The organism is Salarchaeum japonicum (assembly GCF_049705945.1).
Lineage (GTDB): Archaea > Halobacteriota > Halobacteria > Halobacteriales > Halobacteriaceae > Salarchaeum > Salarchaeum japonicum_A.
The window spans coordinates 65976-87513 of sequence record NZ_JBNAMV010000002.1; the positions used below are offsets into that span (position 1 = coordinate 65976).

Sequence of the window (21538 nt, forward strand, 5' to 3'; positions counted from 1 at the left end):
ATCAGCTGGATTGTGTTCTAGTTGACTGGAGTACCGATACCATCCGTTTCTATCGGCCCCTCAATGGGCGAGGGGCTCGCTGTACTGGCGGGTTCCCTGAACACGGTGAGAACGATGGCAACCAGAGATATCTACGAGAGCGGATTCGACGAAGACGTCCGAACGGAATCGAGTGCGAACCAGTGTCCCGAGTGCGACGGCCAGGTCACCACGAACGCGGCCGAAACGGTCTGCGAGGACTGTGGCCTGGTCATCGACGAACAGCGCATCGATCACGGACCGGAGTGGCGGACGTACGACGACGAGGAGTGCGAGCGAACGGGCGCCCCACTCACTGCGGCTCGCCACGATCGCGGCCTGTCGACGGAAATCGGTCGCGGCACCGACGCGAAGGGAAACGAGATCTCTGGGGAGAAGCGACGGCGACTCGCGCGGATGCGCCGTGAGCAGACCCGGGGTCGCTGGCGGTCGAAAGCGGAACGGAATCTCGCCCACGGGCTGGGCGAAGTGCGTCGGTTGGCGAGTGCCCTCGAACTCTCCAAATCGGTCCGCGACCAGGCGTGTCAGCTCTTCCGAAGCGCCCAGAACGAGGATCTGCTTCGAGGCAGGTCCATCGAGGCCATCGCCGCGGCCAGCATCTACGGAGCCTGCCGGTGCAACGGCCGCTCGCGGTTAGTGGACGACGTCAGCGAGATGGCCCGCGTCGCGGAGTCACGAGTCACGAACGCGTACAAAACGCTGAACGAAGAGCTGGGCCTCCCCGCTGAGCCCGTCTCCCCCAGCATGTTCGTGCCGCGACTCGCCTCGGATCTCGAGTGCCCGGACGAGATCCGACAGCGGGCCCGAACCCTAGCGGAGCAGGCCGAGGAACGCGGCGTCACGACGGGCGTCCATCCGGCCGGGTTCGCAGCGGCCTGCCTCTACAAGGCCGGTCGCGAAGAGGGACGATGGCTGACGCAATCCGAGGCCGCGGACGTGGCGAACGCCTCGAAGGCGACCGTCCGGGCACACCGGGATACGTTGGAGGAACAGGTCGCCTAAGGCTGATCACGGTCTCTCCGTCTGTACTGCACATCGGTCTATCCACGCTACGATTTAAACACGAAGACGAGCCATGTTCTCTGTAGACTGCTCTATGAACGGTCGTTACTCCGACTTTGAGGAACTGCGGCCGACCGGCGAGGCGTCCCACATTCCGGACACGAGGCTGGACGACGGGTGTGAAGGTGCCCCCCGACGGCAACGCGTCGCGACGAGCTCTGGTGGCTACCCTGATGCGCCGACGGCCGCCGATGGCGAGTGCCGGTCGTGTGGGGCGTCAGTCCCAGACGGCCAGACGAAATGCCGGTTCTGTCTCACCAACCATCTCGGAAGTGACGCGACTAGCACGAACGAGACAGCGTCGACGACGGTCCTCGGCATCGTCCACCTAGTCGTCGAGTCGACCACGTTCTACGGCGCCGTCGCGAAGGGCGGCGCCGCGGCGAACCTCCTCTCCGCCAACGAGGCGGAGCCGGCCGTCGACGACTACACGCTCATCTACGATCTCGACGAGGCGCCGGCGCGCCAGCTGGCCGAGCAATGGCCTTCACTCCCCGACGCGGTACAGGTGTCGTCAGAGGGAGGTGAGCGGCTTCTCAGTGCTACCCGTGACCGGAGTGGGTGGATCGGGCAGGGAACGTCGGAGCGCCAGGAGCAGGGCCCGACGCGGCTCTACGACCAACGTGGGGACGGCATCCGCGACGCGTCGCGTCTCGACGCGGTCCTCGACGACTCCGACGATGCGGTGTGGCTGGTTCCAGCGATGGCGCTGACCGAATCTACTGGCGAAGCTGCGGCTGACCGGCAGGAGTCGTCGGTACCGACGACTCAGGAACTCGGCTGTCAAACCTGTGAACGGGCGACCGACCATCGGTTCAAGACCCACGAATCGGTCCCAGATGCGGCGTGGACGGGGCAACCGATCTGGGAGTGCCGGGTGTGTGGCTCGGCTCGCTACGGACCCAGTCTCGAGTAGCGCGAGTGCTGGCGTCGATTAACCAACAGCCTGCGAGTGGCGTCGAGGTTCGTTGGTTAAGGCCTCGAATTCCTGCAAACCCGACGCCAGTCTCGATGGGGAGTCTTTCCGCGCCGGCGAGCGGTGAGGCGCTTCCGATGAAGCAAGAGTTCAAACAGGGCTACCGGATGCATCGTGTACTCAGCAATCTCAACCAACTCGACGTCGACCGATTAGACGATGCGGACCGAGAGCGAGTCGAGACCGCGAGAGACCTCCTGGAAGAGGTGAGCCTTCTCACGCGGCCGGGCGACGGAGCCGGGGCGGACGCCCACGCAGACTCCTAACTGAAGTCGCCGGCCACGCCTCGGGAGGCACCTCTCACGTCGGTTTATCGCCCCCGACAGGGGTGCGGGGGCGACCCCGTGAAGTCCAGACATGGCGACACTACAAGCTGCGACGACATCGACCGGCGCGATCGTATCGGATCCGCAGGCAGTCCGCGAGCTCTGTGAGAGCTACTGCTTCGGGACGCTCAACTGGGAGGTGACCGAAGACGGAGAGCTCACCATCTGGGGGTACGATGATTTCGAGGTGTACGAGGCGCGGGAGAACGGCCTCCCGGACTACGAAGGCGGGATCGTGACCCACGCATTCCTGCGAGAACTCGCCAACCACCTCGAAGCCGACGAAGAACTCGATATCCAGACAGCGGGGTTCACCAAGTGCCGCTTCCCCGTGCTGGCGAAGCGGTACGTCGTTCGTGACGGCGAAGTCCTCCACGCGGACCTCAGTTCCCCCGACCCGATCGACGAGTAGCGTTGATCGTCCCCCGGGAGGGGTGCGGGGCGATCCAGTCGCGGTCGCCCCGGTGAGGTGATTGCTCGATGGGACACCGCGCACTCGTTGCGTACGAACGCACGGACGGACAGTACACGCTCCACTACAGCCATTGGGGCGCAGCGAACCTGAAGCTCAAGCACCGAATTTCGGCTGAGTCGCCGTTCGGTGGCGACGACACCGACTCCAAGTGGGCGAAACAGCTGCTCGCAGATCTTGCCGATGGCCTCGAGGCAGAAGGCGTCGACGGCTACCTCGCTGGTGAGGATCGACCGTCGACGGTCGTCGAGCCGAAGCCCCGCGCCACCGGGCTCACCCTCGACGAGATCGTCGCTGACCATCTCGACTTCCTCCACCACGAGGCGTTCTTCGTGGTGTCGACGACGTTCGAGGTGACCGCCTATCGGACGTTGTGGTTCGGGCTACAGTACGACTCGGAGACGGTCGAACAGGGGGAGACGGTCGGGAACGGCGCGCTCGCGACGGTGCGTTGGTACGACGGCGAGCCGGTCGGCGACGGCCACCTGCAGGGACAGTTCGCGGCCCTCAAAGACGTCGTCGGCGACATGCTTGACAAAGGCGTCTTCACGCCGTCGACGGCGAGGCAATACCTGAAACGGAAGCTGGCCGAGCGAGTCGGAGACCGACAGGAGCTGCTCATCCCGACTGGTGAATCTCTCTTCGAGAAGGCGAGCCTGAACCACTCCTAGTTCGATCTGCTTCGTGGCAGGTCCTGTTTTTCAGGGGTCGGAATGGGTGAGCCCCGCCGTAGGCTCGTGATTCGATGACCTCAGACGACGACCCGTTTCACGACTGCGAGTTGGATCCCGAGACGATCCTCGGGACACACACCTTCGAAGACGTCCTGTTCACCGACGAGACGGAAACCCCGATGAACGTGCTCACCGGCGAAACACCGGCACATTCGCAAGCAACCGTCGAAGAAGCGAAAGAGTTCGCTGCGAGTATCGACACAGAGACGCCCAAGGTCGCGCTCTCCGCATCCGTCGAGTCGCAGGTCGAAACACAGAGCAAGCCCTACACGGCGGCCGCATTCTTCCACTTCAAGGCGACTGGCTCGCTCGCACACCACCGCGCCTACCACGCCGCCTACGAGGCGGACGCATTCGTCGTCGACTTCGAGGCCGACTACGAATCGGGCGACCTGACCATCACTGTCGAACGAGCGGACGAGGCCTGAGAATCCGCCGTCACGAGCAGGTTTTTCGAGCGCCGGCGATGGGTGCCGGCGCAGCTGGAGCGAGCAACGATTCCCGGTGCGTCGGCGTTTCGAGGTGTTCGAGATGCATATGGTGATTTACGCCCTCGTAGAGGCATCGACACACGACGACGCGCTGGCCACCGGAAAGACGGTGTTCGACCGCCTGGTCGGCGCGGACCCACACGCCGGCGCCGTCTTCGACTACTACGTCACGTTCGACGAGGAGGACACGTCCGTTGCGGGGAAGGCGCGATGGGGTGAGCTCCCAACTGTAGCCCCCGTCGACTCTGATGACGGCGAAGACCTCCTCGAGCGTGGCTGGGAGGCAACGAAGGAAGAGTTCGTGCGCAATCTCGACCGGGTGAAAGAGGCCATCGACGAGCTCTCCGACGAGGAGATCATGCGCGACGAGGACCTCGCCCGGCACGCCTTCCACAAGGTCGGTGCGTACGACGGCCCGACGATCTTCCTGTACACCGAACACGGAACCGGCATTCGCCACCGTGGACAGCTGGATCGACTCCTCGAGGAGAGTGAAGAGCTCTGGATCGTACCCGCTGACGTCCACTTCTGAATAATGCCTCCCATCACCAACTGGCGACGCGAGAGCCGCTCGCCGACACTCGCGTATCGGAACACCGAGACCGGTGCGCGAGCCGTCCTGCATCGAGCGCCGGATTCCTATCGGTACAAGTGGCGCGGGGTGATTCTCGTCGACGGCTACCCGGTCTGGTCGCGGGGATACGAGACGAAGGATGCGACGTCGTTCCGTGACGAACTCCGGGAGCGGCCCACCCCGGAACTCAGCTGTCCGGAGTGTCCGAACGACGACGTTCGCGTCGGCGAGAAGGTAGCAGACGGGGCGAAAGTCCAGCGGTGGTACGAATGCCCCGACTGTGGATACGAAGCCCCCTCACGCATCGTCTACGGCGCCGAACGGTGAGTGGGTGAGCGCTGGGCGCTGTTTTTCGCCGGGCACGAGGTGGTGGCCCGGGACGACCGGGTTAGTCAACCAATGACCCTCGAAGTACTTGACCGACACAGCGAGGCACTGTTCGAGTTCCTCTGGTGCCCCGTCTGCGGGCAGGAGGTCTTCACTCACATCCCCTTCGAGGGGGTGTTCTGCAAGAACTGCAACACCCAGGTCGAACTCCAAGAATCCCGAGAGTCACGGGGCTACGAGGAAGCCGTGCTCGCCTGCTTCGATTCTACCACGACCTGGAACCTACACGTCGACGAGAAACTGCGCCGCGACCTGCCTGATGGGTCGGCCCGCGTGAAGATCCTCGGCGCACCGGGCGCCTACAAGGTCGACTGGTGGAGTCCAGAGCCGGGTGAGGACTGGGAACCTGTGGAGCGTGGCGAGTTCGACGACGTCGAGGAACCATCAGAGGTGTCGCATCTCGCATAGTGACCTTGACGAAATCGGCAGTAGGTAATGATTCTCAGCAATCTTGCTGAATAGAGGGCAGGAACTTAGTAACCCCAATTTAGCCAACAAACCAAGGCCTGGTAACTTGAATGGGCACTTTCAAGCCCGATATGAGGCGGGATCTCCTCAGCTACCCTCAGTAAGCGAACGCTCAAGCTTCTGACAAAGTTCGAAATTACTCTCTCCGTCTTCATGTTCCGGATTCGGGACAACACCAAGATCCAGAGCAGGCATAACTCCATCTTCTTCTTCAACGAGGTCTGTCTCGTACCAGATGACCCCATTGAGATGCTTATCTAACAGATAATAGTCGCCTTCGAGACGTTCATCTGTGTTTCTAACGTAGTCCTCGCCAACGGTCTCTCCCGTCTCCTCGTCATAATAGATTCTCACCTGCATCGAGCCGAGGAGCGCTGCCACAACTTGCTCACGATCAATCTCGGACCGGTCGATATCGAGAGCGATGAAACACGGATTCTCGGCCATTTCCCGTGTCCCGAGGAATTTACTCTTGAACTTACCCAGGATTTTGCTCTCGGCGTTATTCGGAATGAACCTACCCCGGTTCGACAAGGCTAGGGGGGTCCATGCTTCAGGCCGGTAAATATCGATGAAGATGTCGTCGACCACCAAGTCGACGTTTCCCTTCGGCTCATCCGTCTGCCAATCATGTAACGGGACCTCCGGCTCGAACGCCACATTTTGGTTGTCCAAGTGGAGATAGAACATAATTTCGGAGAGAAAATCGTAGAAACCGGTGCTGGCTAGCAGATCGTCACGCTTGTCCTGGGGTATCCGGTCCCAGTTGTTCTCAAGGAAATCAAGTTCCTTCCTTTCGTCCCGGAGTAGATACAGGAAGGGATGTGGCCTGCCCGTTTCTATCCTGGTTCCCACGAGATCATGAAAGTGGCCTGACAGCGACTCATATTCATCGAGCGTTTCCAAGAGTTCATCGTCAAAATCCCGGATGGTGTGCAATTCGATGAGGAACTCCCGAAGCGTCCCAAGAGCTCTTTCCTCATCGTATACGTCCGGATCATCCAGATTTAGTCGGTCACGGTCGAGCGCGTGTACGAATTGTTCGCTAAAAAAATGTTCAACCAAGAACTCGTAAATGTCCTCGACGGTGGAAAGATGCGTGTCCTCGTGCTCAAATAATTCACCGAGCGCCTTTCGTAGCAGTTCGAGGTAGAACACTGATTTCTCTTCGTCATATTCTTCGAGGATGAGCTGTACGAGTTCGGCCGGTCTGGATCTGCCTGCATGAATAAACGAAAACTGTCCTTTGAGCGGGTGTTCGTAGTCGTCGAGCCGACTGAAGAGTTCTGGGAGATACTCGGGGTTTTCCCGGGAGACATCCTCCGCCAACCGATTTGAAGTCAGTGCATCTCGGTTGTCGAGCCAAATGGTGAACTCTGCCAAGGTTTCGGTTTCATTGGCGAAGTTGGATTGAAGGAACTGGTTTGCGTGCGCTAAGTCTACGTCTTGGCCGTTTTCAATTCCGTGTTTGAGAATCTGGATGTACTCCTCAAGATGTTCATTCTCGATTTTGCTCGCAAAGCGTCGGCTGATCTGGGGAATCGTTTCTGGGTTACGCTCCGCAATGTCCACCGTCATATCCCAAAGTTGGTTGTTTTCCTCGAAGAGGACGACATTTGCCCTGATCAATTCCTGTAACGTCGCGGATTCCGAATCTAATGCCAATCCACGAAATACTGAAATATACTCCTCAGGTAGTTCCTGCTCCTGATACTGCTCAAGTGTTGCTTGGAGTCCAGCCCGCACCTTTGTACCTTCGTCCGCATGGAGGAGATCGAGCGTGATTTCGCGCATTTGATCCTCTGGTAATTGAGCCAGTACTACTCCGGCCATCCACGTTAACCACTCATCGTCCGTTTCAATGAGGTGCTCGTAGATGTCCCACATCAAGTCTTCATGCCCTTCCACTCGGCTTCTGAATGCGTCGTAGAATTCTCGCCAAGCAAGGTCTCCATCGATATGAGGTGCTAGTCGTTGGAAATCGTCAACGAGTCTCGGTGGGTTCTCGAGATTATCTAGGGAGAGTTCTATTACTAGCCAACGGTAATGGAAGGGTTGTTCGTCGAAGATCCAGTGGAACAGTTTGTCTTTCTGGCTTCTAGTTAGCTCTTGGCGATTGGCTTCCCACCACTCCCGTTGCTCTTCGTGTTCGAGTTCTAGATCGCGGAGTTCCCCGAAGTCGATGCTCATCCTATACTATTCTGCTTGTGGAACTGGATTATAAATGGACGCTCGAACGTTCGGACTATAGAGCTACTCGTTGTAGAACCTAATCTCCTCAGTCAATTTACAAACTTTCGGCCACTCACCATGAGTCTGTAGGGTTTGTTTCTGCGCCGGCGATGGGTGCCGGCGCACACACGCCGACGGTGATCGATGTCGACACGAAGTCAACTCCGATTTATCCAACGGAGCGAGCCCGCAGACGAACAGTCCGAAACCGACCGCATCGCACAAATCTACCGACACTCGGACGGCTATCCCGACAGCGTCCTCCGTGACCTGGTCCAGCTGAAGGAGTTGCTCGACGAGACACGAACAGAGCGCGGGCCTGCGTACGCCGCTGCCCAGTTCCTGTTCCTCGACACGCTCTCGACGATGACCCTCTACGTGGATGAAGGGCGTGATCGGAGCATCCACGCTGACCAACCCTCGGATCTCCTCGAGCCAGACAATATGGAGCATCTTGACCAGCCGATGTTCCTGCTCGGACACGGCGTCGAGAACCCAGCCGACGGCGTTCACGGCGACGAGGAGTATCTCTACGTCGTCGAGCTCCCGACCCGGAACCCGTTCGAGGAGCCGTCCGAGTGGACCGTCAAGGTGAGTGGTCACTCCGCCTTCCCGCGCTGGGATGGTCCGACCGAGGAAGCCTTCGAGCGGGCCAGCTGGCAGTTCCACGGCCCGCTTGAGCAGGCGCTCGAAGAGTTGGTCGCTGAGCCGGCGTGAACGCTTAGCCCGCTCAGATGATGCCGCCGATGACGAGTAGTCCGACGACGACCAGCAGCGTCGCGACAACGCTTCCCCCGGCCAGCCACTTGTTCTCCATCGCCTTCTCGTGAAGCGGCATCGCGGCGTACTCCTCGCGGAACGCTTCGAGGTTCTCCTCGTCGTAGAAGTACTTCGTCTTCAGCGCGAACCGTTCCGTCCTCGCACAGCCCGTACAGACCGGCTCGCCTTCCAGCCGCTCCGTTTTGATGTGACTGGAGCAGGCGATGGCCCCGCAGTTCGGACAGTAGGTGTACGTCTCGTCGCCGCCGCTCGTGTCACAATGGACGCAGCGGTGGATGCCATCCTCGGCTGTCACTCGTGACGGACCTGCCGCGTAGTACTCGTAGGGGTAGGTGTACTCCTGGAGGTCGGTCGTGTGCCGAACCTCGGGGAGGTATACGGGCTCGATCGACTGCACGGAGATGTCCGAACGATTCGGCTCGCAGGTCTTGTTGTAGGTGACGTTGTTGTCGCCGGTGTAGGTCACCGTCGTCGTGTGGTGCTGCTGGAGCCGCTCGACGGCCCACTCCTTGTACTCCGTCTGAGTCTGGCCGAACCGCCGCTCCTCGACGTCGTCGAACACCTCTCCGAACTGCTCGGTATCGAGGTCGACCGTCGCGTGAAGGTTCTCGGTGACCAGCGTTGCGACGTCCTCGTCCGCGACTTGTGGCTGCCCGCGTTCGGCGTGGGCGACGAATCGCGATCGGTCGTTGATCCGGTGGATGACGCCCACCGACGTTTCGAAGACGGCGTTCGTGTCCGCGGTGACCGCGACCACTGGGCGGAACGTCACCGCCGAATGCGGTTCTGGGAGGTCGGCGCCCTCGATGTTCTTTATGTCGCGGAACGCCTCCGTGACTGGCGCGTCGACGTCGGCGGCCGGGTCGTACGGGCGTAGGGTTTCGTCGCAGAGAATCTCGATGCGCCCGTTGTAGAGGTCGAGGCCGATCTCGTCGGAAATCTCTCGGATGTCATCGCCGTCGAGCAGTTCAATTGGATGGGGGTCGTCGTTCTGCTGGAGGCGGTCGGCGTACTCCTGGGCAGGGTTCGTGAACCGGCCGGTCGTGACGACCATTCCGCGTTTGGGACCGTCGAAGTCGAACGTCGCGATCGCCGAGTGGAGCTTCTGGACGACCGGCCGCCCGACCGTCCCCGTGTGTTTGCACTCGACGATGATCGCACGCCGCCTGCCGTCGACGACCTCCTCCATGATGACGTCGCGACCCTCGTCAGCCGTGCGGTCGGCCTGGCGGACGTTCTCATAGCCGAGGTTCCGGAACACGTCCTCCATCACGTCCTCGAACTCGAACCCCGAGAGATCGTCCAGTACAGCCATCCTCAATTATGTGGATAGTACGTTGCAACTGCCAAATACGTTGCCGAACGCTACGCCGTCCTGTTTGTTGAACCCCTGAGAGGGGTGCGGGGGTCACCGAACCGCCCGCGAGCAACGAATGAACGGGAATGTACCTGTAGCAAGTTCGGACTCGGTTCCAGAAGCATCGCCCGGTCAGTCTCACCGAGACACAGTCGAATACGTCGGCTTCCGCGTCGACGCCCAAGCCGTCGTTCTGAACCTCTCAGAGCATCGGCGACTCTCCCTCGAGCGCAGTCTGGACCTCGTCAACCACAGTCCAAGCGGGTTCGAGTGGGGGTACAGTGGTAGCGGGCCCGCCCAGCTCGCGTGCGCGCTCCTCCTCGACTACTACGACGATGAGCAGTTCGCCCGTGAGCACTACATCGCGTTCCGGAATCAGGTGGTCTCACAGCTGGAGTGCGACGGTGCCGCGGCGTGCTGGCACCTCACCGGCGAGGAGATCGACATCGCGATGGCGACCCTTACCGACGACGTCGTCGCCCTCGCCGACGGTGGACTGCCGTCACCGACGCTCCCCAAGAACTGGCGAGCCGTCTCCCGCCCTGATCGAAGAGTGTTCCAGCGCGCTGATCGCGACCACTACATCGTACTCGGGGATGGAAGCGACGAGTGGCTGGTCGTGCTCTGCAGCCAAGGTGACCGAGCATATCCAGCCCCGCTCGCACATCGGGTGGTTACCGAGGAGGCTGACGTAGAACGGGTGATCCAGGAACTCGCAGAAGAGAGCAACAACCTCATCGAGCCCCCAGAGGGGGAGCACTGATGGAGACGCTTCGACTGGCGCGAGCCACCCACCAGCTCCTCGAACGTGGTGTCGAGGCGCTCGAGAAAATCGGGCGTGAAATAGAGCGGTACAACGACCGACAGGAGCGCACCGACGGAGACAGCTGAGGATGTGAGGACACTCTCCAGGTCGAATGGGAGTTCGTGAGTGTTGTTTTTGCGCCCGGGAGAGGGGCGCAGGGCGCGAGACGATGCAGTCGCACGTCGACGAGGATTCCTGAAGTGAGGTGACTGAGATGAAAGCTCCAGAGTCCAGAACCATCTTCGCTGGCGTCGATGGACGTACCGACACCGAACTACCCGAGTGGTACCGAGAGCGGCATGGAGATGCAGAACCCGTGACCTTCGCCGAGGCGGTTCGTGATCTTCCGCAGACCGTCGAGACGACCGTGGCGTACCAGAATCCGTACACCGACGAGTGGGTCGAAACGGAGCGGTTCAACGCGCTTGTCGAGCCGAGTCGAGCTCGGGAGCAGGCCCGAAATGAGGATGCGGAGACGGACCCCTTGTTCCACGTTCCCACTGACAGCTACTCGATCATCAACCCTGTCGACGTGTACGGGCCACTGGAGGAGGTCCTCCGCGAGGAGACCATCGACGGGACGCCGCTGGGCGAGGTGATGTTCGGCGAGATTCGACGCTACCGGGGCGGTGGCGAGGTCCACATGGACATCATGTTCGATGGCCTCGAGGTGCGCCTGCCCGGCCGGTCGGACCCGATCACGATGGGCGTCACGTCGGGCTACGACTTCTTCGGCGAGCACGCCGTCTACGTGGAGGGGTTCGCCCAGGATGGCTACTGCTCGAACACGATGCGCTCGCTCACCGACAAGGAGGTCATCAAACACGTCGGCGACGTCCGGAACTTCCACACCTGGTGGGAGGAACTCCTCGCACAGGTCGAACTCGTCGCCGACGACCTCTTCGAGTTCATCCGGGACGCTCAGGATATCGACCTCGACTATTCGGAGCTCCCGTTCACCGTCACGGAGTTCTACACCCTGTTGGGGTTCCCGGACTACCTGGCCGAGCGTGCCGCCGGCGATGCAGAAGCCAATGCGGCGTCTCCCTTCGAGGTCGATATGTGGACGCTACATTCCGGCGCGACGTACGCGCTCACCCACTTCTTCCAGGGGAAAGAGGGGGCATCCCTCGATCAGTACGTTCGGATCGCCAACGACATTCTGTTCAACCCGGAAGGTACGATCGAGCGCGTCGAGCAGGCCTACGAGCAGCAGCTAGAGGCGGACGGTGAAGACGGGTCACAGGCGTCGCTGGCCGGCGAACGAGCGCTGGCGAGCATCGAGCGCGTCAGCGACGACCTGCAGGAGAAAGTCGAGCAGTTCGAAGAACGCGAGGACGCGCTGCGTGAGCGGTTCCAAGAGGCGATGGCCTGACGCCGCGTCGGTGATGTAGTCGTCTGTTCTGTTTTTCTCACCCTGGAGGGGTGGAGGGCTACCGAGATGGAACAGTCCACGATTAGCGACGGGAGTGACGACGAATTCCCACCTGAGAAGCGTCTTGAAGCACCGAATTACCGATTGATCAAGGCTGGTATCGCGACGATCCCGGATATGGAAACCCTCCAAGAGTGTGTTGCCTACGAGAACGCCCACCAGAATCGGACGCAGATCCTACGCCGGCTCAAGTGGAAGGCTGAAGAGCTACGTGAGGACGAAGAGTAAGCTCTGGTCTTAACCAACACACTCCGCGTAGGTTCCCCCTTTTGTTGGTTAACAGGCTGTGCCTCGGTTTTTCGGGCCCCTGAAAGGGTGCGGGGCAGCCAGCAGCGGCCTCGCGAGCCTAATCATGTCCCTCGAGCTGAGCTCCAGCGCCAGCACCGCCCGTGAAATCGCCGCCGCCAGACAAGCAGACTATGTGGCGTTTCTGCATCGAGCGCCGTTTGTCGTCGACGCTGTCGACCTCGGCTTCCTTCCCGGGTTTCGCGAGGACTGTGGGTACCAGGAGGCGCAGTATCAGAACCTTAGCCTCCCCGTCGGGATGCTCGACAACGATTTCCGGAATCCCGATCTGGAGCGGTTCGTCGACCGTTTCTTCGAGTACGAACCTCAGGTCGGGGTCATCGGGGACGTCGACGAAATCGACGACGTCGACGCCCACGTCGCTGCTGCTCGTGAGATCCAAGCGAGCTACCCCGAGGCCGAGCTCATCGTCGTTCCGAAGTCGCGACCGGTGCTCGACGCGATCCCCGAGACCCTCGTCCTCGGGTATTCACGCGGATACGCCGACCGCCTGGCCCACGAGTTCTCCGACCCTGCCGATTGGAGAGGGCGGCGCGTCCACATCCTCGGCGGGAGTCCGCCCAAGCAGCTCGACGCCATTCGACAGCTGACCAGGCCGACACTCACGGACGAGCCACCAGCCGACATCGTCGGCGTCGACTGGAACGGCCTGCATCGCGGCGCACAGTTCGGTGAGTTCTGGACGGCCGACGGCTGGGACGACAGCGGTCGCGACGCCGACCACGTCACCGTCCGAAAGACGGTGCGCCACAGCCTCGCTCGTGTCCGTGAGTTTTGGAGGGGCCACGGAATCTGGCCCGAAACGACACCGCAAGACGAGGGGCTCGACGTCGAGTACGAGGGACCGAGTCCTGCCGATCTCGAGGACGCCGCCTGTACCGAATGCGGGACGAACGTCTGGCGAACTCGCCGCGGCCCGTACGTGGCCGAATACGATACCGGCGCAATCTGTGGATACTGCAGCTACGAGTGCTACTTCAGCCACCGTCATCGGAATAACCTGGAGGAGATCGCCGGTGAGCAGAGCGTCTACCTCCCGCCGGCGTGACTTAGCGACCTGTTTTTCGTGCCCCCCGAAGAGGGCGAGGGCTCCTTCGAATGCTCTCAGAGGTGACATCCAGTGAGTCAACAACAGCGTCCTGACAACGTCTCGATCGACGAGATCCCGGTCGATATCGACAACACGCAATCATCGGAGGTCGATCCCGCCGACGTCCCCGACGAAATCGAATCCATCACCCGTGGGCTCGCCGGTGAGCAGCCGCCGACGAATCCCATAGTGGTTCTCAAGGCGGCCCGGTGGTGGTACATTCACGGCAAGGGCGGCACGGATCCCGCCTTCCAGTGGGCCATCGAGTGGGCACGTCACCTTGCGACCGACACCCCCAGTGACGTCGAGCGGTTCGACGAGTTCCTCGAGTACCTCGTCTCGGTTGGCTTTGCGGACGAACGCCACGAGCTCCGCTGACCGACAGAGCGGTTTTTTGAACGCCCCTGAGGGGTGCGGCGCGGTCTGAGCAGACGCAGTTGCCGTGAACTAGATTCGGTGAACACAATGGCTACGACCAGTGATTCGTCGGTCTCCTTCGACCAGACCGACACGCGATCCGACGAGATGAACAGTACGATCGAACAGTGGATCGACGACCTCGTCGCCGGCGTCGACGACGCGCAGGCCAGCGCGGAGTTCCAGGAGTGGCTTGACGTCCAGAGTCGCTTCCACGACTACTCGTATCGGAACACGCTCCTCATCAAGCGGCAGTGTCCCGAGGCAACCCGCGTGGCTGGCTACCGGACGTGGCAGGAGGAGTTCGACCGTCACGTCACGGAGGGTGAGTCGGCCATCTGGATCTGGGCGCCGATCATCACCAAGCAGTGCCCGGAGTGCGAGAATTCGCCGAGCTATCACGAGGACAGCGACTGTGACTACGATGAGACGTCGCCCGAGGAGTGGTCCGAGGGCCTGGTCGGGTTCAAGCCCGCGCCGGTGTTCGATGTCTCCCAGACCGAGGGCGAACCGCTTCCCGACCTAGACACTGAAGCGACTGGGGACGCCGGCGACCTCGTCGAACAGTTGACTGCCGCCGCTGATGACCTCGGCGTGACGGTGCGGATCGTTCCAACTGAGGAGTGGACCCACGGCGAGGCAAAGGGCATCTGCGAGCAACTGAGCCTCGTCGACGTTCAGCCGCTCGTCGAGGTGCGTGATCGGGAGAACGAGGCCGACCTCGCGCGAACGCTGATTCACGAGTACGCACACGCCCTGCTCCACTTCGATGTCGACGACGATACGGAGCGGTCGAAACGTGAAGTCGAGGCCGAAGCCGTCGCGTACGTCGTCGGGCGGTACTGCGGGCTCGACACCAGTGGGTCAGCGTTCTACCTCGCTGCGTGGGAGTCGGACGATCCCGAGGTCGTTCGCGAGCGCCTTGGCCGGATTAGTCGAACGTCAGAAGAACTTATTGAAGTTCTGGAGGACATTAGGAGTTAATCAACACCAATCAGTTCTCGCCTCGTTTGTTGGTCGTTTTCCCAATCTCATGTTCCGGTGAGGTGAATGGCTAGATCCTGAAGGTCGGTACGGATGGTTGTGTCGAACCGATCGGGGAGATTCTGTTGGTGAGCGACACCAGCGAAAAACTTCTCGGTGACTACGAAATCGGAGTAGGGAATAGCGACTGCAAGGGCCATAACGTCGTTAAGGTCGTTTCCCTCGATGTCGCGGTGGCGGTGGAAATCGCGGCCGAGGATGAGATCGAGATGGGTGAAGTAGGTGGGAAACTGCATAAAAAAGTCCTCGAACCCTTTGATGGCAGTGTCACGGACGATAATAGAGAGTAAATCCACGTCGAGTGGAATCTGCTCAGCAGTATGGAGGAGACCAGGGAGTACATCATTTCGAAAACTTTCGATTATTAGCTGTTCACGGCGTTCCTCGTCGGTGTCGGCGATATCGTCGTACTCTTTCCGAATGGATTCCAGTGTCTCAACGTACTGGGCACGCTCCTCCTCGTCCCAGGGCTCTGGGACGTCGTCGAAGAAATCGTCAGACTTGATCATTTGCCGGGTTACCTGCTCCGATCGAAGGATTTTGTGGACCTTCCATTCGCTATCGATTGGGTTGCCGTCACTAGTGATTCGAGGGTGCCCGTGGGGTTCGACGAGGCCGCGGCTGAATATCTGGCCACTTGGGTCGATCTCGGGCAGCAGGTCGGCATGTCTAAAGATATACGCCGTGATTTCAGCACCGATGGCGTCGAAGTAGTTCCGCATACAGAAGTTATTGGAGAGGTCGATCATCAGCTCATAAAGCTCTCTCTTGAACGTATCGTCGTGGTGCGCATCAGTTTCAAGGAAACGGGCGATAGAGTAGGGGCAGATTGCATCGCCGCGTTTGACGGCTTCTCGGACGGTTTCGTAGGCGTCGGTGTGCCTTGATTCGGAATCATGGCGGCCGGCGTGGAGCTGGCCCCAGATTTTCTGGTCGAAGTAGATGATCGTGATGTCGTCCCGGTCGAGCGTGGGTTCGGGTGCATCGAGTATCTCCTCAATCGTTTCCCTGTCCAAGTCCTCGAACATGCAGACGAGGAATAGTTGGGCGCGGGTGAGTTTGAGTTATGGGGTTTCGACGGCTTGTACCCGAGTCAGTTGGCGGAATCCGGGGAGTATATTCGGTAATAGGATTCCAGGTGTACACAGTTTTTTAGATAATCGGCAAAAACTGTTCTAACAGTGGCGAAGAAGAGAAGCAGCAACCAGCAACTCGAACAAGCTTCTCGAGGAGAACTGATCTCCCGGTTAGATGAGTTTGTCGTCAATTCCTTGGATAACGACTTCGGGCTTGACTTTCAAGTTACGGTGACCGAGCAGGGGGAGGACGGCCATCAGGAAGTCCGGTCGATTAATTTCTACATTCAGTTGAAGGCATCCGAGGAGTTCGAGGGAGACCGGGCGACATTCGATCTTACGACCGACGATCTTGAACTGTATGTAGAAACATCACAGCCGGTTGTACTGGCGCTGTACGACGACGCAGCAGACCAGTTCTACTGGACGGTGACGCAGGACTACATCTGGGATACATTGAACAACGAGACACCCGGTTGGCGGGAGCAGGATTATAACCGTATCCACGTCAACAAGCAGAACACGTTCGGGGATACGGACGCCCTGAAGGACGCTGTTGTTGCCAGCCAGAAGCGAATCATCCGACGTCAAAACATGGGGCTGGGACTGGGGGAGGGGGTCAACTTTTCGTCCGCGGATCTCGGTGAACTCGATCGGGAGATCAACAGCAGCCTGTTGAGCTTCAAAGGCCATTCCCTGATCAAGTCGCAGGAGCTCATGCAGCAGGGGAACATGGAAGAAGCGCGGGAAACGCTAATCGATGTCTACAACGCGCCGGAGAAGGACGAAGGCAAGCTGAAAGCCCTTGTCGGCCTCACCCACACATACAATTCACTGGAGCCAGAGGAGGCCGTGACCATCATTGAGCTCTCCGAGGAGGCCATCGACCTCGCCCAGAATCTGGACATAGACGGTCTCGAATACTATACCAAGATCCACAAACACCAGTCAGAGCTGTTTATCCTCCTTGAGAAGACCGAAGAGATACTGGTGTCGTTGAAGTTCCAAGGAGAGGATACGGATGCGTTCTTCGCGTATTATTTCAATAAGACCCTGATCGAGTTGCTTGAAGAAAAAATCCGTATCTTCGGCGAGATCAACGATGCGCTGAACCAACTGGTTGACCGTGACCACCTCTACGAGTTCATCGTCAGTCTGCCTATCGTGCTTGACTATATCTCCAACCAGATCATGCGTCTCACGCAGCTACAGATCATGGACAAGGCTGCGCTGGGCGAAGAGAAGCACGATCATCCGCTCGTGAAGCAATGCGAGCAGATATTGGATATCGTGGATGATCCGGAAATCCGGATGCTCCTCGGTAAGAGCCTCGGGCGGTACTACTATTTCACGCTAGAGCCGGAGAAGGCGATAACCTACTTCACCACCGGAATCTCGGGGGCGGAGGAACTCGGTGACGAGCACACTGTCGAGTTCCTAGAAGAGCTGCTGGACGATGTGGAGGACCGGCCGGATCCATACGAACGAGAGGAGGTGAGCGAGGAAGAGGTGGAGGAGATGAGTCTGTCGGAGTATCAAGAGATGGCAACGGATATGCTGGAAATGCAGGGGATCGACCTTGATGCGGATGATGAGGATCGCACGACGGAAGCGATTCGGATAGGAGTCAAGGATATTAACCAGACGGAATACTTTCGGCACTGCGAACACCTGCGAATCCGCCAGCTGTCGACGAGCCCGCTCGGCCAGTGGCTCAGCCTCTACACGCTCGGTACGAAGATGGTGTGGTGTAAACACGGGGGAGCAATGGAGAGTGTGAATCTGGAGCTGGCATTTAACGGGTTTAAAGATCGATATTGCGAAGGCTGTGAGCACCACTGTCCACGGCCAGACGATTGGGAGCCCAATCTGTCGTGGTGGGAGGAACAGGCACAAGATCCTGAGCTCGAGGAGTTCCTCGAGAAACGCGAGGACCCGTGGTCACAGGACTCTGGATAGACGATGTTGCCTACAGATTCCTGATTCGGAGAACGCCGGTCGTTGTCTTCGGTTTCAACCCATACTGCAGATCGTAACAGGTCTCGCCGTCTACTTCTTTTACCAGTATTCACAGAAGGTAGTTCTGGAGTGTCTCAGCCGGATCAATCGGACAGCAAAGGATCTTATCGACATACTCGAAGACTGACGCGCTCTCCAATTCTGTTAACCAACAAGTGGGTTGGTCGCCCCGATATGTTGGTTAAGTTTTTCAGCGCCCGCGGAGGGGCGGAGGCGCGTTCTGACCTCCGTCGAATGATGACTGAATCCTATCTCACGACGCTCCTCGAGGAAGCCGAATACGTTGTCGAGCAGCACGATCAGGTCGCCCGAACGACAGACAACCAAGCCCACGAATACCTCCGATACGCCGTCCTCCGGGTGCTCGAAGGCGAGTCGGAACACCTCCCAGCAGACTGGACGCCGATCGCCGGCGTGACCGTCGGCTACGGGAGCGACGACGCGATGTACGACAGTTGGGGCTCCAGCGAAGACTGGTGGGAGACCGTCCCGCCGCAAGAAAGGTGTACCCGATTCCGGGTGTTCTTCCCGGATGACTACCAGAGGGTTCCCCGTGACATCGTCGACGTGATGGCCGCGCTTGGGGCCTGGCGGGTCTGGACTGGGTGCGCAGCCGCGTGCGGCTCCTACGACCATCGCGAGCGCCGCGAAGTCCACTACCTGTGGCCGGAAGGCCATCCGGTGGAGGAAGTGCTCTACGAGCGGCTCAGTGGCCCTGCGGAAGCCGTCGCTCCGGACGGTGGCCGAACGGGCGACGTTCGCGACCGACTGGTCGTCGACGAGAACGCAGAGTCACAAGACGACCTCGAGCCCCGCACGAAGCGTGCCGTTGCCGAAGCGATGGACGTCTCGCTCCTCTCGAAAGGTGGCCGCTACGAGGTGCAGTCCGCGTCCGGCAACAGGTATGAAGTCGACGTTATCGACGAATCGTGTACCTGCCCCGACTGGCAGCAACGTTCACCCGAAGGCGGCTGCAAGCACCTGCGCCGCGTCGATCACGAGATAAAACGGGGCCGCGTGCCCCGACCAGACGGCCGCCTTCCTTCCACGTAGGGCGACGATTGAGCTACTCCACAGGATGGATCGTGTCGCCATCCCGACGGACCCGGTTGAACGTTGAGAGATACGCGATCCGGTCGTGAACCTTGTCAGTATCCAGCTCCAGTTCGGCGGCCAGTTCGTCGACGGTCATCGGCTCGTCGAGTGCTTGGAGGACTTCGAGCCCCCGGTAGTATCTATTCGTGAGCTCCTGGACGCGGCCCTCGATCGGCGTGGTCACCCCGTATCGCTCCTCGAGTTCGACCAGGGCCTCGTTCGCGAACGTGGCAAACTGATCGTCCCCCAGGCGTTCGATCTGGGCTTCGAGTTCATCCCGCACGACGTCGTAATCGAGGCCGGCCTGCACGAGCATATTCATGTCCTCGATGTCGTCATCGCGGCCTGCGATTGCCTTGAACAGGAAGATATCCTCGTTGCTGACCAGCCGGACCGTCAGTCGATCCGTGTCGAGGAACGGCTTGCTGCGCTCTTGCATCCCGTCGGTGAGCACGAGCTTGTTCGCGACCTGCTGGTTGAATATGTCGAGGCGACACCCGTCGTCGTTCTCGACGCAGCTCGTCGCGCCAAGCGCCCGGTAATCTGGATCCAGCGACTGGACCTCCGCATACCCGAGGTCCATCAGGACCGCCCACAGCTGACCGTACGCGTCGCCATCTGGAACGACCAGGTCGATGTCTTTCGTCGCCCCCTTAAGGTCGCGCAGCGACATCGCGCCACCACCGATCAGGTAGACCGTGAGCGGTTCAGATAGCCCGTCCCCGATGCGCTGGAATTCGTTCTCGATGTACTCGCGTCCGAATGTTGGTCTCATTGTGGGAGTTGCACCTCGTAGTCAGCCGCCAGCTCCTGGAACTCGTCCCACTCCGGGAGCTGCTCGTCATCAACCTCCCCGTACGTCTCGAGGTAGCGGAGCAAGGCGTCGATTTCGTCTTCGAGGCCATACTTCGCCGCCTGCTCTCGGAGGTCCGCCTCGTCGACGTCGACGTGGCTGAGCAGGAGGAGACAGTACGAGCGGTGGCGGCTGCCGTCGTCGATCAGCAGCGTGTGACAACACATCTCCGCCGGCGAGACTGCGTCGAATTCCTCGGAGTAGAGGTAGTAGCGGTGGCCGGTAAGCAGGAACTGGAGGTCGAAGGCCGCGAATCGAGCGAGGCCGGTTTCGTGGAACCCCTCGGCGTCGATCTCCTTCTCGGCCTGGGCGAGGAATTCGTCATAGTCCTCCCAGAGAATCGTGCCCTTCGGGGCGACGGCTTCGAGGCGTTGGCGATGTAGATGGTGTGCGAGTTCACGTGCGAACTCGTGGAGGCGGTCAAAGTCGGCGTTGAAGTCATAGTGGCCGTCGGCCGTGCCGACGAGACCACGGTCGCGAAACCTCTTGAGGATACGGTTGACCGTGTTGCGGTAGTTGTCGCTCCGGTCGGCGATCTCGGAGACGGTTCGCGGCTGATCGAGGTAGTACAGCACCTCGAGTGCCTTGCCGGTCAGTAGCTCGGGGAAGTCGATGTGGGAGTGTTGGCGGACGAGGTCCTGATAGAGTTCTACAGCGCGAGCATCCGACGGGACGACTCGTTTTCGCCGACCGTCGCGTTTCGTGTAGACGAGCCCCTTCTCGACGAGGTCGGCGACGGCACGGGAGAGGTAACTCTCGCTGTGGTCGAGTTTCGTCGCGAGCTCGGAGATCGTGTCGCCGCGGTCGACCGTGGCGAGGACCTCGAGTTCGATGCGCCGGAGCACGGTGTAACATAGTACGAAACTCGCATATAAAGAAGTTTCGAGTAATGTTACAGTCAGCAGGCACGAGAGCCGTCTCTATCGTCTTAACCAACAAAACTATGGATTCGCGGGTCGTGTTGGTTAACACGAGAGTAGCCGATGTCCTACGAACCCCCGACCCCACCGGCGAACCTCCCGACGGAGATCGTCAACACGCTCAACGAGTCGAGCCCGGAGCAGCTCCGAGACGTTGCAACGTACGCTGAGGCGCTCGCCGAGCACAAGGAACGAGAGGCCCGTCTCGAGGAGTCGGCAGATCAAGAAGAGGTCGAGGAGCGCCCCGATGACCTCCCAGACGACGTGCCGGCGAAGGCGACGATCACGATCAAGGAGATCAACGACAACCGCTACTACTACTGGCAGTGGCGGGAAGGCGATTCGGTGACGTCGAAGTACAAAGGGCCAGTGAATCCCGACGAGTAAACGAGATGGAACTGGAGCCTGATGTCGTTTCAACGTGATTCGTAGCGTAGCAGATGACACCCCCCAGAGTGTGAATGGAATCAGTTTACCCGACACCCCTCGGTGTGAATGGGCTACCAACCGGCACTCTCTAACGAGACTTCACGTCGAGAGAAGACAGAGCAACACGCGGATAGATTACGCCTCGTTTACC

General features: G+C 60.0%; 25 protein-coding genes. 20 read left to right on the forward strand and 5 right to left on the reverse strand.

Annotated features, from left to right (window positions below):
• Positions 1-114 precede the first annotated feature (114 nt).
• From ACOZ4O_RS00910 to ACOZ4O_RS00950, 9 genes are all read left to right on the forward strand, one after another.
• Positions 115-1041 carry a transcription initiation factor IIB gene (locus tag ACOZ4O_RS00910; protein ID WP_424523512.1) on the forward strand — a complete coding sequence of 309 codons (927 nt, stop codon included), beginning with the start codon at positions 115-117 and terminating at the stop codon, positions 1039-1041.
• 94 nt (positions 1042-1135) lie between these two features.
• A complete protein-coding gene (locus ACOZ4O_RS00915) occupies positions 1136-2017 on the forward strand; it encodes a hypothetical protein (protein WP_424523484.1) in 882 nt (293 codons plus the stop codon).
• Between the two features lie 137 nt (positions 2018-2154).
• A complete protein-coding gene (locus ACOZ4O_RS00920) occupies positions 2155-2343 on the forward strand; it encodes a hypothetical protein (RefSeq protein WP_424523485.1) in 189 nt (62 codons plus the stop codon).
• A 91-nt stretch (positions 2344-2434) separates the two neighbouring features.
• Positions 2435-2815: a hypothetical protein gene (locus tag ACOZ4O_RS00925; RefSeq protein ID WP_424523486.1), complete on the forward strand. Its 381-nt coding sequence runs from the start codon at positions 2435-2437 to the stop codon at positions 2813-2815.
• Positions 2816-2883: 68 nt separating this feature from the next.
• Entirely contained in the window at positions 2884-3546 is a 663-nt protein-coding gene (locus ACOZ4O_RS00930; RefSeq protein WP_424523487.1) for a DUF6735 family protein, read from the forward strand.
• A gap of 74 nt (positions 3547-3620) precedes the next feature.
• Complete coding sequence (locus tag ACOZ4O_RS00935) at positions 3621-4037, forward strand: hypothetical protein (RefSeq protein ID WP_424523488.1); 417 nt, start codon at positions 3621-3623, stop codon at positions 4035-4037.
• 103 nt (positions 4038-4140) lie between these two features.
• Positions 4141-4632, forward strand: coding sequence for a hypothetical protein (locus ACOZ4O_RS00940; protein ID WP_424523513.1), 492 nt, complete (start codon positions 4141-4143; stop codon positions 4630-4632).
• Positions 4633-4635: 3 nt separating this feature from the next.
• Positions 4636-5001, forward strand: coding sequence for a DUF7568 family protein (locus ACOZ4O_RS00945; protein ID WP_424523489.1), 366 nt, complete (start codon positions 4636-4638; stop codon positions 4999-5001).
• Between the two features lie 72 nt (positions 5002-5073).
• Positions 5074-5469, forward strand: coding sequence for a DUF7567 family protein (locus ACOZ4O_RS00950; protein WP_424523514.1), 396 nt, complete (start codon positions 5074-5076; stop codon positions 5467-5469).
• 147 nt (positions 5470-5616) lie between these two features.
• On the opposite strand, the gene ACOZ4O_RS00955 is transcribed toward ACOZ4O_RS00950, so the two are convergent.
• The gene (locus ACOZ4O_RS00955; protein WP_424523490.1) at positions 5617-7719 is read right to left on the reverse strand and encodes a hypothetical protein; all 2103 of its coding nucleotides are present in this window, start codon (positions 7717-7719) and stop codon (positions 5617-5619) included.
• A 186-nt stretch (positions 7720-7905) separates the two neighbouring features.
• Here ACOZ4O_RS00955 and ACOZ4O_RS00960 point away from each other — a divergent pair, with 186 nt between their 5' ends.
• On the forward strand, positions 7906-8478 hold the full coding sequence (locus ACOZ4O_RS00960; protein ID WP_424523491.1) for a hypothetical protein: 573 nt from the start codon (positions 7906-7908) through the stop codon (positions 8476-8478).
• A gap of 13 nt (positions 8479-8491) precedes the next feature.
• Here ACOZ4O_RS00960 and ACOZ4O_RS00965 read toward each other — a convergent pair whose 3' ends face one another.
• A complete protein-coding gene (locus ACOZ4O_RS00965) occupies positions 8492-9856 on the reverse strand; it encodes a restriction endonuclease (protein ID WP_424523492.1) in 1365 nt (454 codons plus the stop codon).
• 118 nt (positions 9857-9974) lie between these two features.
• On the opposite strand from ACOZ4O_RS00965, the gene ACOZ4O_RS00970 reads away from it, so the two are divergent.
• The 7 genes from ACOZ4O_RS00970 (at position 9975) to ACOZ4O_RS01000 (ending at position 14935) form a co-directional block, all read left to right on the forward strand.
• Entirely contained in the window at positions 9975-10661 is a 687-nt protein-coding gene (locus ACOZ4O_RS00970) for a DUF6166 domain-containing protein (RefSeq protein WP_424523493.1), read from the forward strand.
• Positions 10661-10789, forward strand: a complete 129-nt coding sequence (locus ACOZ4O_RS00975; RefSeq protein WP_424523494.1) for a hypothetical protein — start codon at positions 10661-10663, stop codon at positions 10787-10789. Before ACOZ4O_RS00970 ends, ACOZ4O_RS00975 begins: the two co-directional genes overlap by 1 nt.
• Before the next feature lie 128 nt (positions 10790-10917).
• Entirely contained in the window at positions 10918-12078 is a 1161-nt protein-coding gene (locus ACOZ4O_RS00980) for a hypothetical protein (RefSeq protein ID WP_424523515.1), read from the forward strand.
• A gap of 66 nt (positions 12079-12144) precedes the next feature.
• Entirely contained in the window at positions 12145-12366 is a 222-nt protein-coding gene (locus tag ACOZ4O_RS00985; protein ID WP_058984724.1) for a hypothetical protein, read from the forward strand.
• A 124-nt stretch (positions 12367-12490) separates the two neighbouring features.
• Entirely contained in the window at positions 12491-13492 is a 1002-nt protein-coding gene (locus ACOZ4O_RS00990) for a DUF6610 family protein (RefSeq protein ID WP_424523495.1), read from the forward strand.
• A 72-nt stretch (positions 13493-13564) separates the two neighbouring features.
• Positions 13565-13912 carry a hypothetical protein gene (locus ACOZ4O_RS00995; protein WP_424523496.1) on the forward strand — a complete coding sequence of 116 codons (348 nt, stop codon included), beginning with the start codon at positions 13565-13567 and terminating at the stop codon, positions 13910-13912.
• Between the two features lie 87 nt (positions 13913-13999).
• Positions 14000-14935, forward strand: a complete 936-nt coding sequence (locus ACOZ4O_RS01000; protein WP_424523497.1) for an ArdC-like ssDNA-binding domain-containing protein — start codon at positions 14000-14002, stop codon at positions 14933-14935.
• Positions 14936-14982: 47 nt separating this feature from the next.
• On the opposite strand, the gene ACOZ4O_RS01005 is transcribed toward ACOZ4O_RS01000, so the two are convergent.
• A complete protein-coding gene (locus ACOZ4O_RS01005) occupies positions 14983-16023 on the reverse strand; it encodes a hypothetical protein (protein ID WP_424523498.1) in 1041 nt (346 codons plus the stop codon).
• 153 nt (positions 16024-16176) lie between these two features.
• Here ACOZ4O_RS01005 and ACOZ4O_RS01010 point away from each other — a divergent pair, with 153 nt between their 5' ends.
• Both ACOZ4O_RS01010 and ACOZ4O_RS01015 read left to right on the forward strand, forming a co-directional pair.
• Positions 16177-18030: a DUF4365 domain-containing protein gene (locus ACOZ4O_RS01010; RefSeq protein ID WP_424523499.1), complete on the forward strand. Its 1854-nt coding sequence runs from the start codon at positions 16177-16179 to the stop codon at positions 18028-18030.
• Positions 18031-18327: 297 nt separating this feature from the next.
• On the forward strand, positions 18328-19143 hold the full coding sequence (locus ACOZ4O_RS01015; RefSeq protein ID WP_424523500.1) for a hypothetical protein: 816 nt from the start codon (positions 18328-18330) through the stop codon (positions 19141-19143).
• A gap of 13 nt (positions 19144-19156) precedes the next feature.
• On the opposite strand, the gene ACOZ4O_RS01020 is transcribed toward ACOZ4O_RS01015, so the two are convergent.
• Complete coding sequence (locus ACOZ4O_RS01020; RefSeq protein ID WP_424523501.1) at positions 19157-19960, reverse strand: DUF6036 family nucleotidyltransferase; 804 nt, start codon at positions 19958-19960, stop codon at positions 19157-19159.
• Complete coding sequence (locus ACOZ4O_RS01025) at positions 19957-20883, reverse strand: MarR family transcriptional regulator (protein WP_424523502.1); 927 nt, start codon at positions 20881-20883, stop codon at positions 19957-19959. Before ACOZ4O_RS01025 ends, ACOZ4O_RS01020 begins: the two co-directional genes overlap by 4 nt.
• Positions 20884-21021: 138 nt before the next feature.
• Here ACOZ4O_RS01025 and ACOZ4O_RS01030 point away from each other — a divergent pair, with 138 nt between their 5' ends.
• Positions 21022-21345 (forward strand): hypothetical protein, encoded by a 324-nt coding sequence (locus tag ACOZ4O_RS01030; RefSeq protein WP_157687622.1) that lies wholly within the window; start codon positions 21022-21024, stop codon positions 21343-21345.
• Positions 21346-21538: the final 193 nt, after the last annotated feature.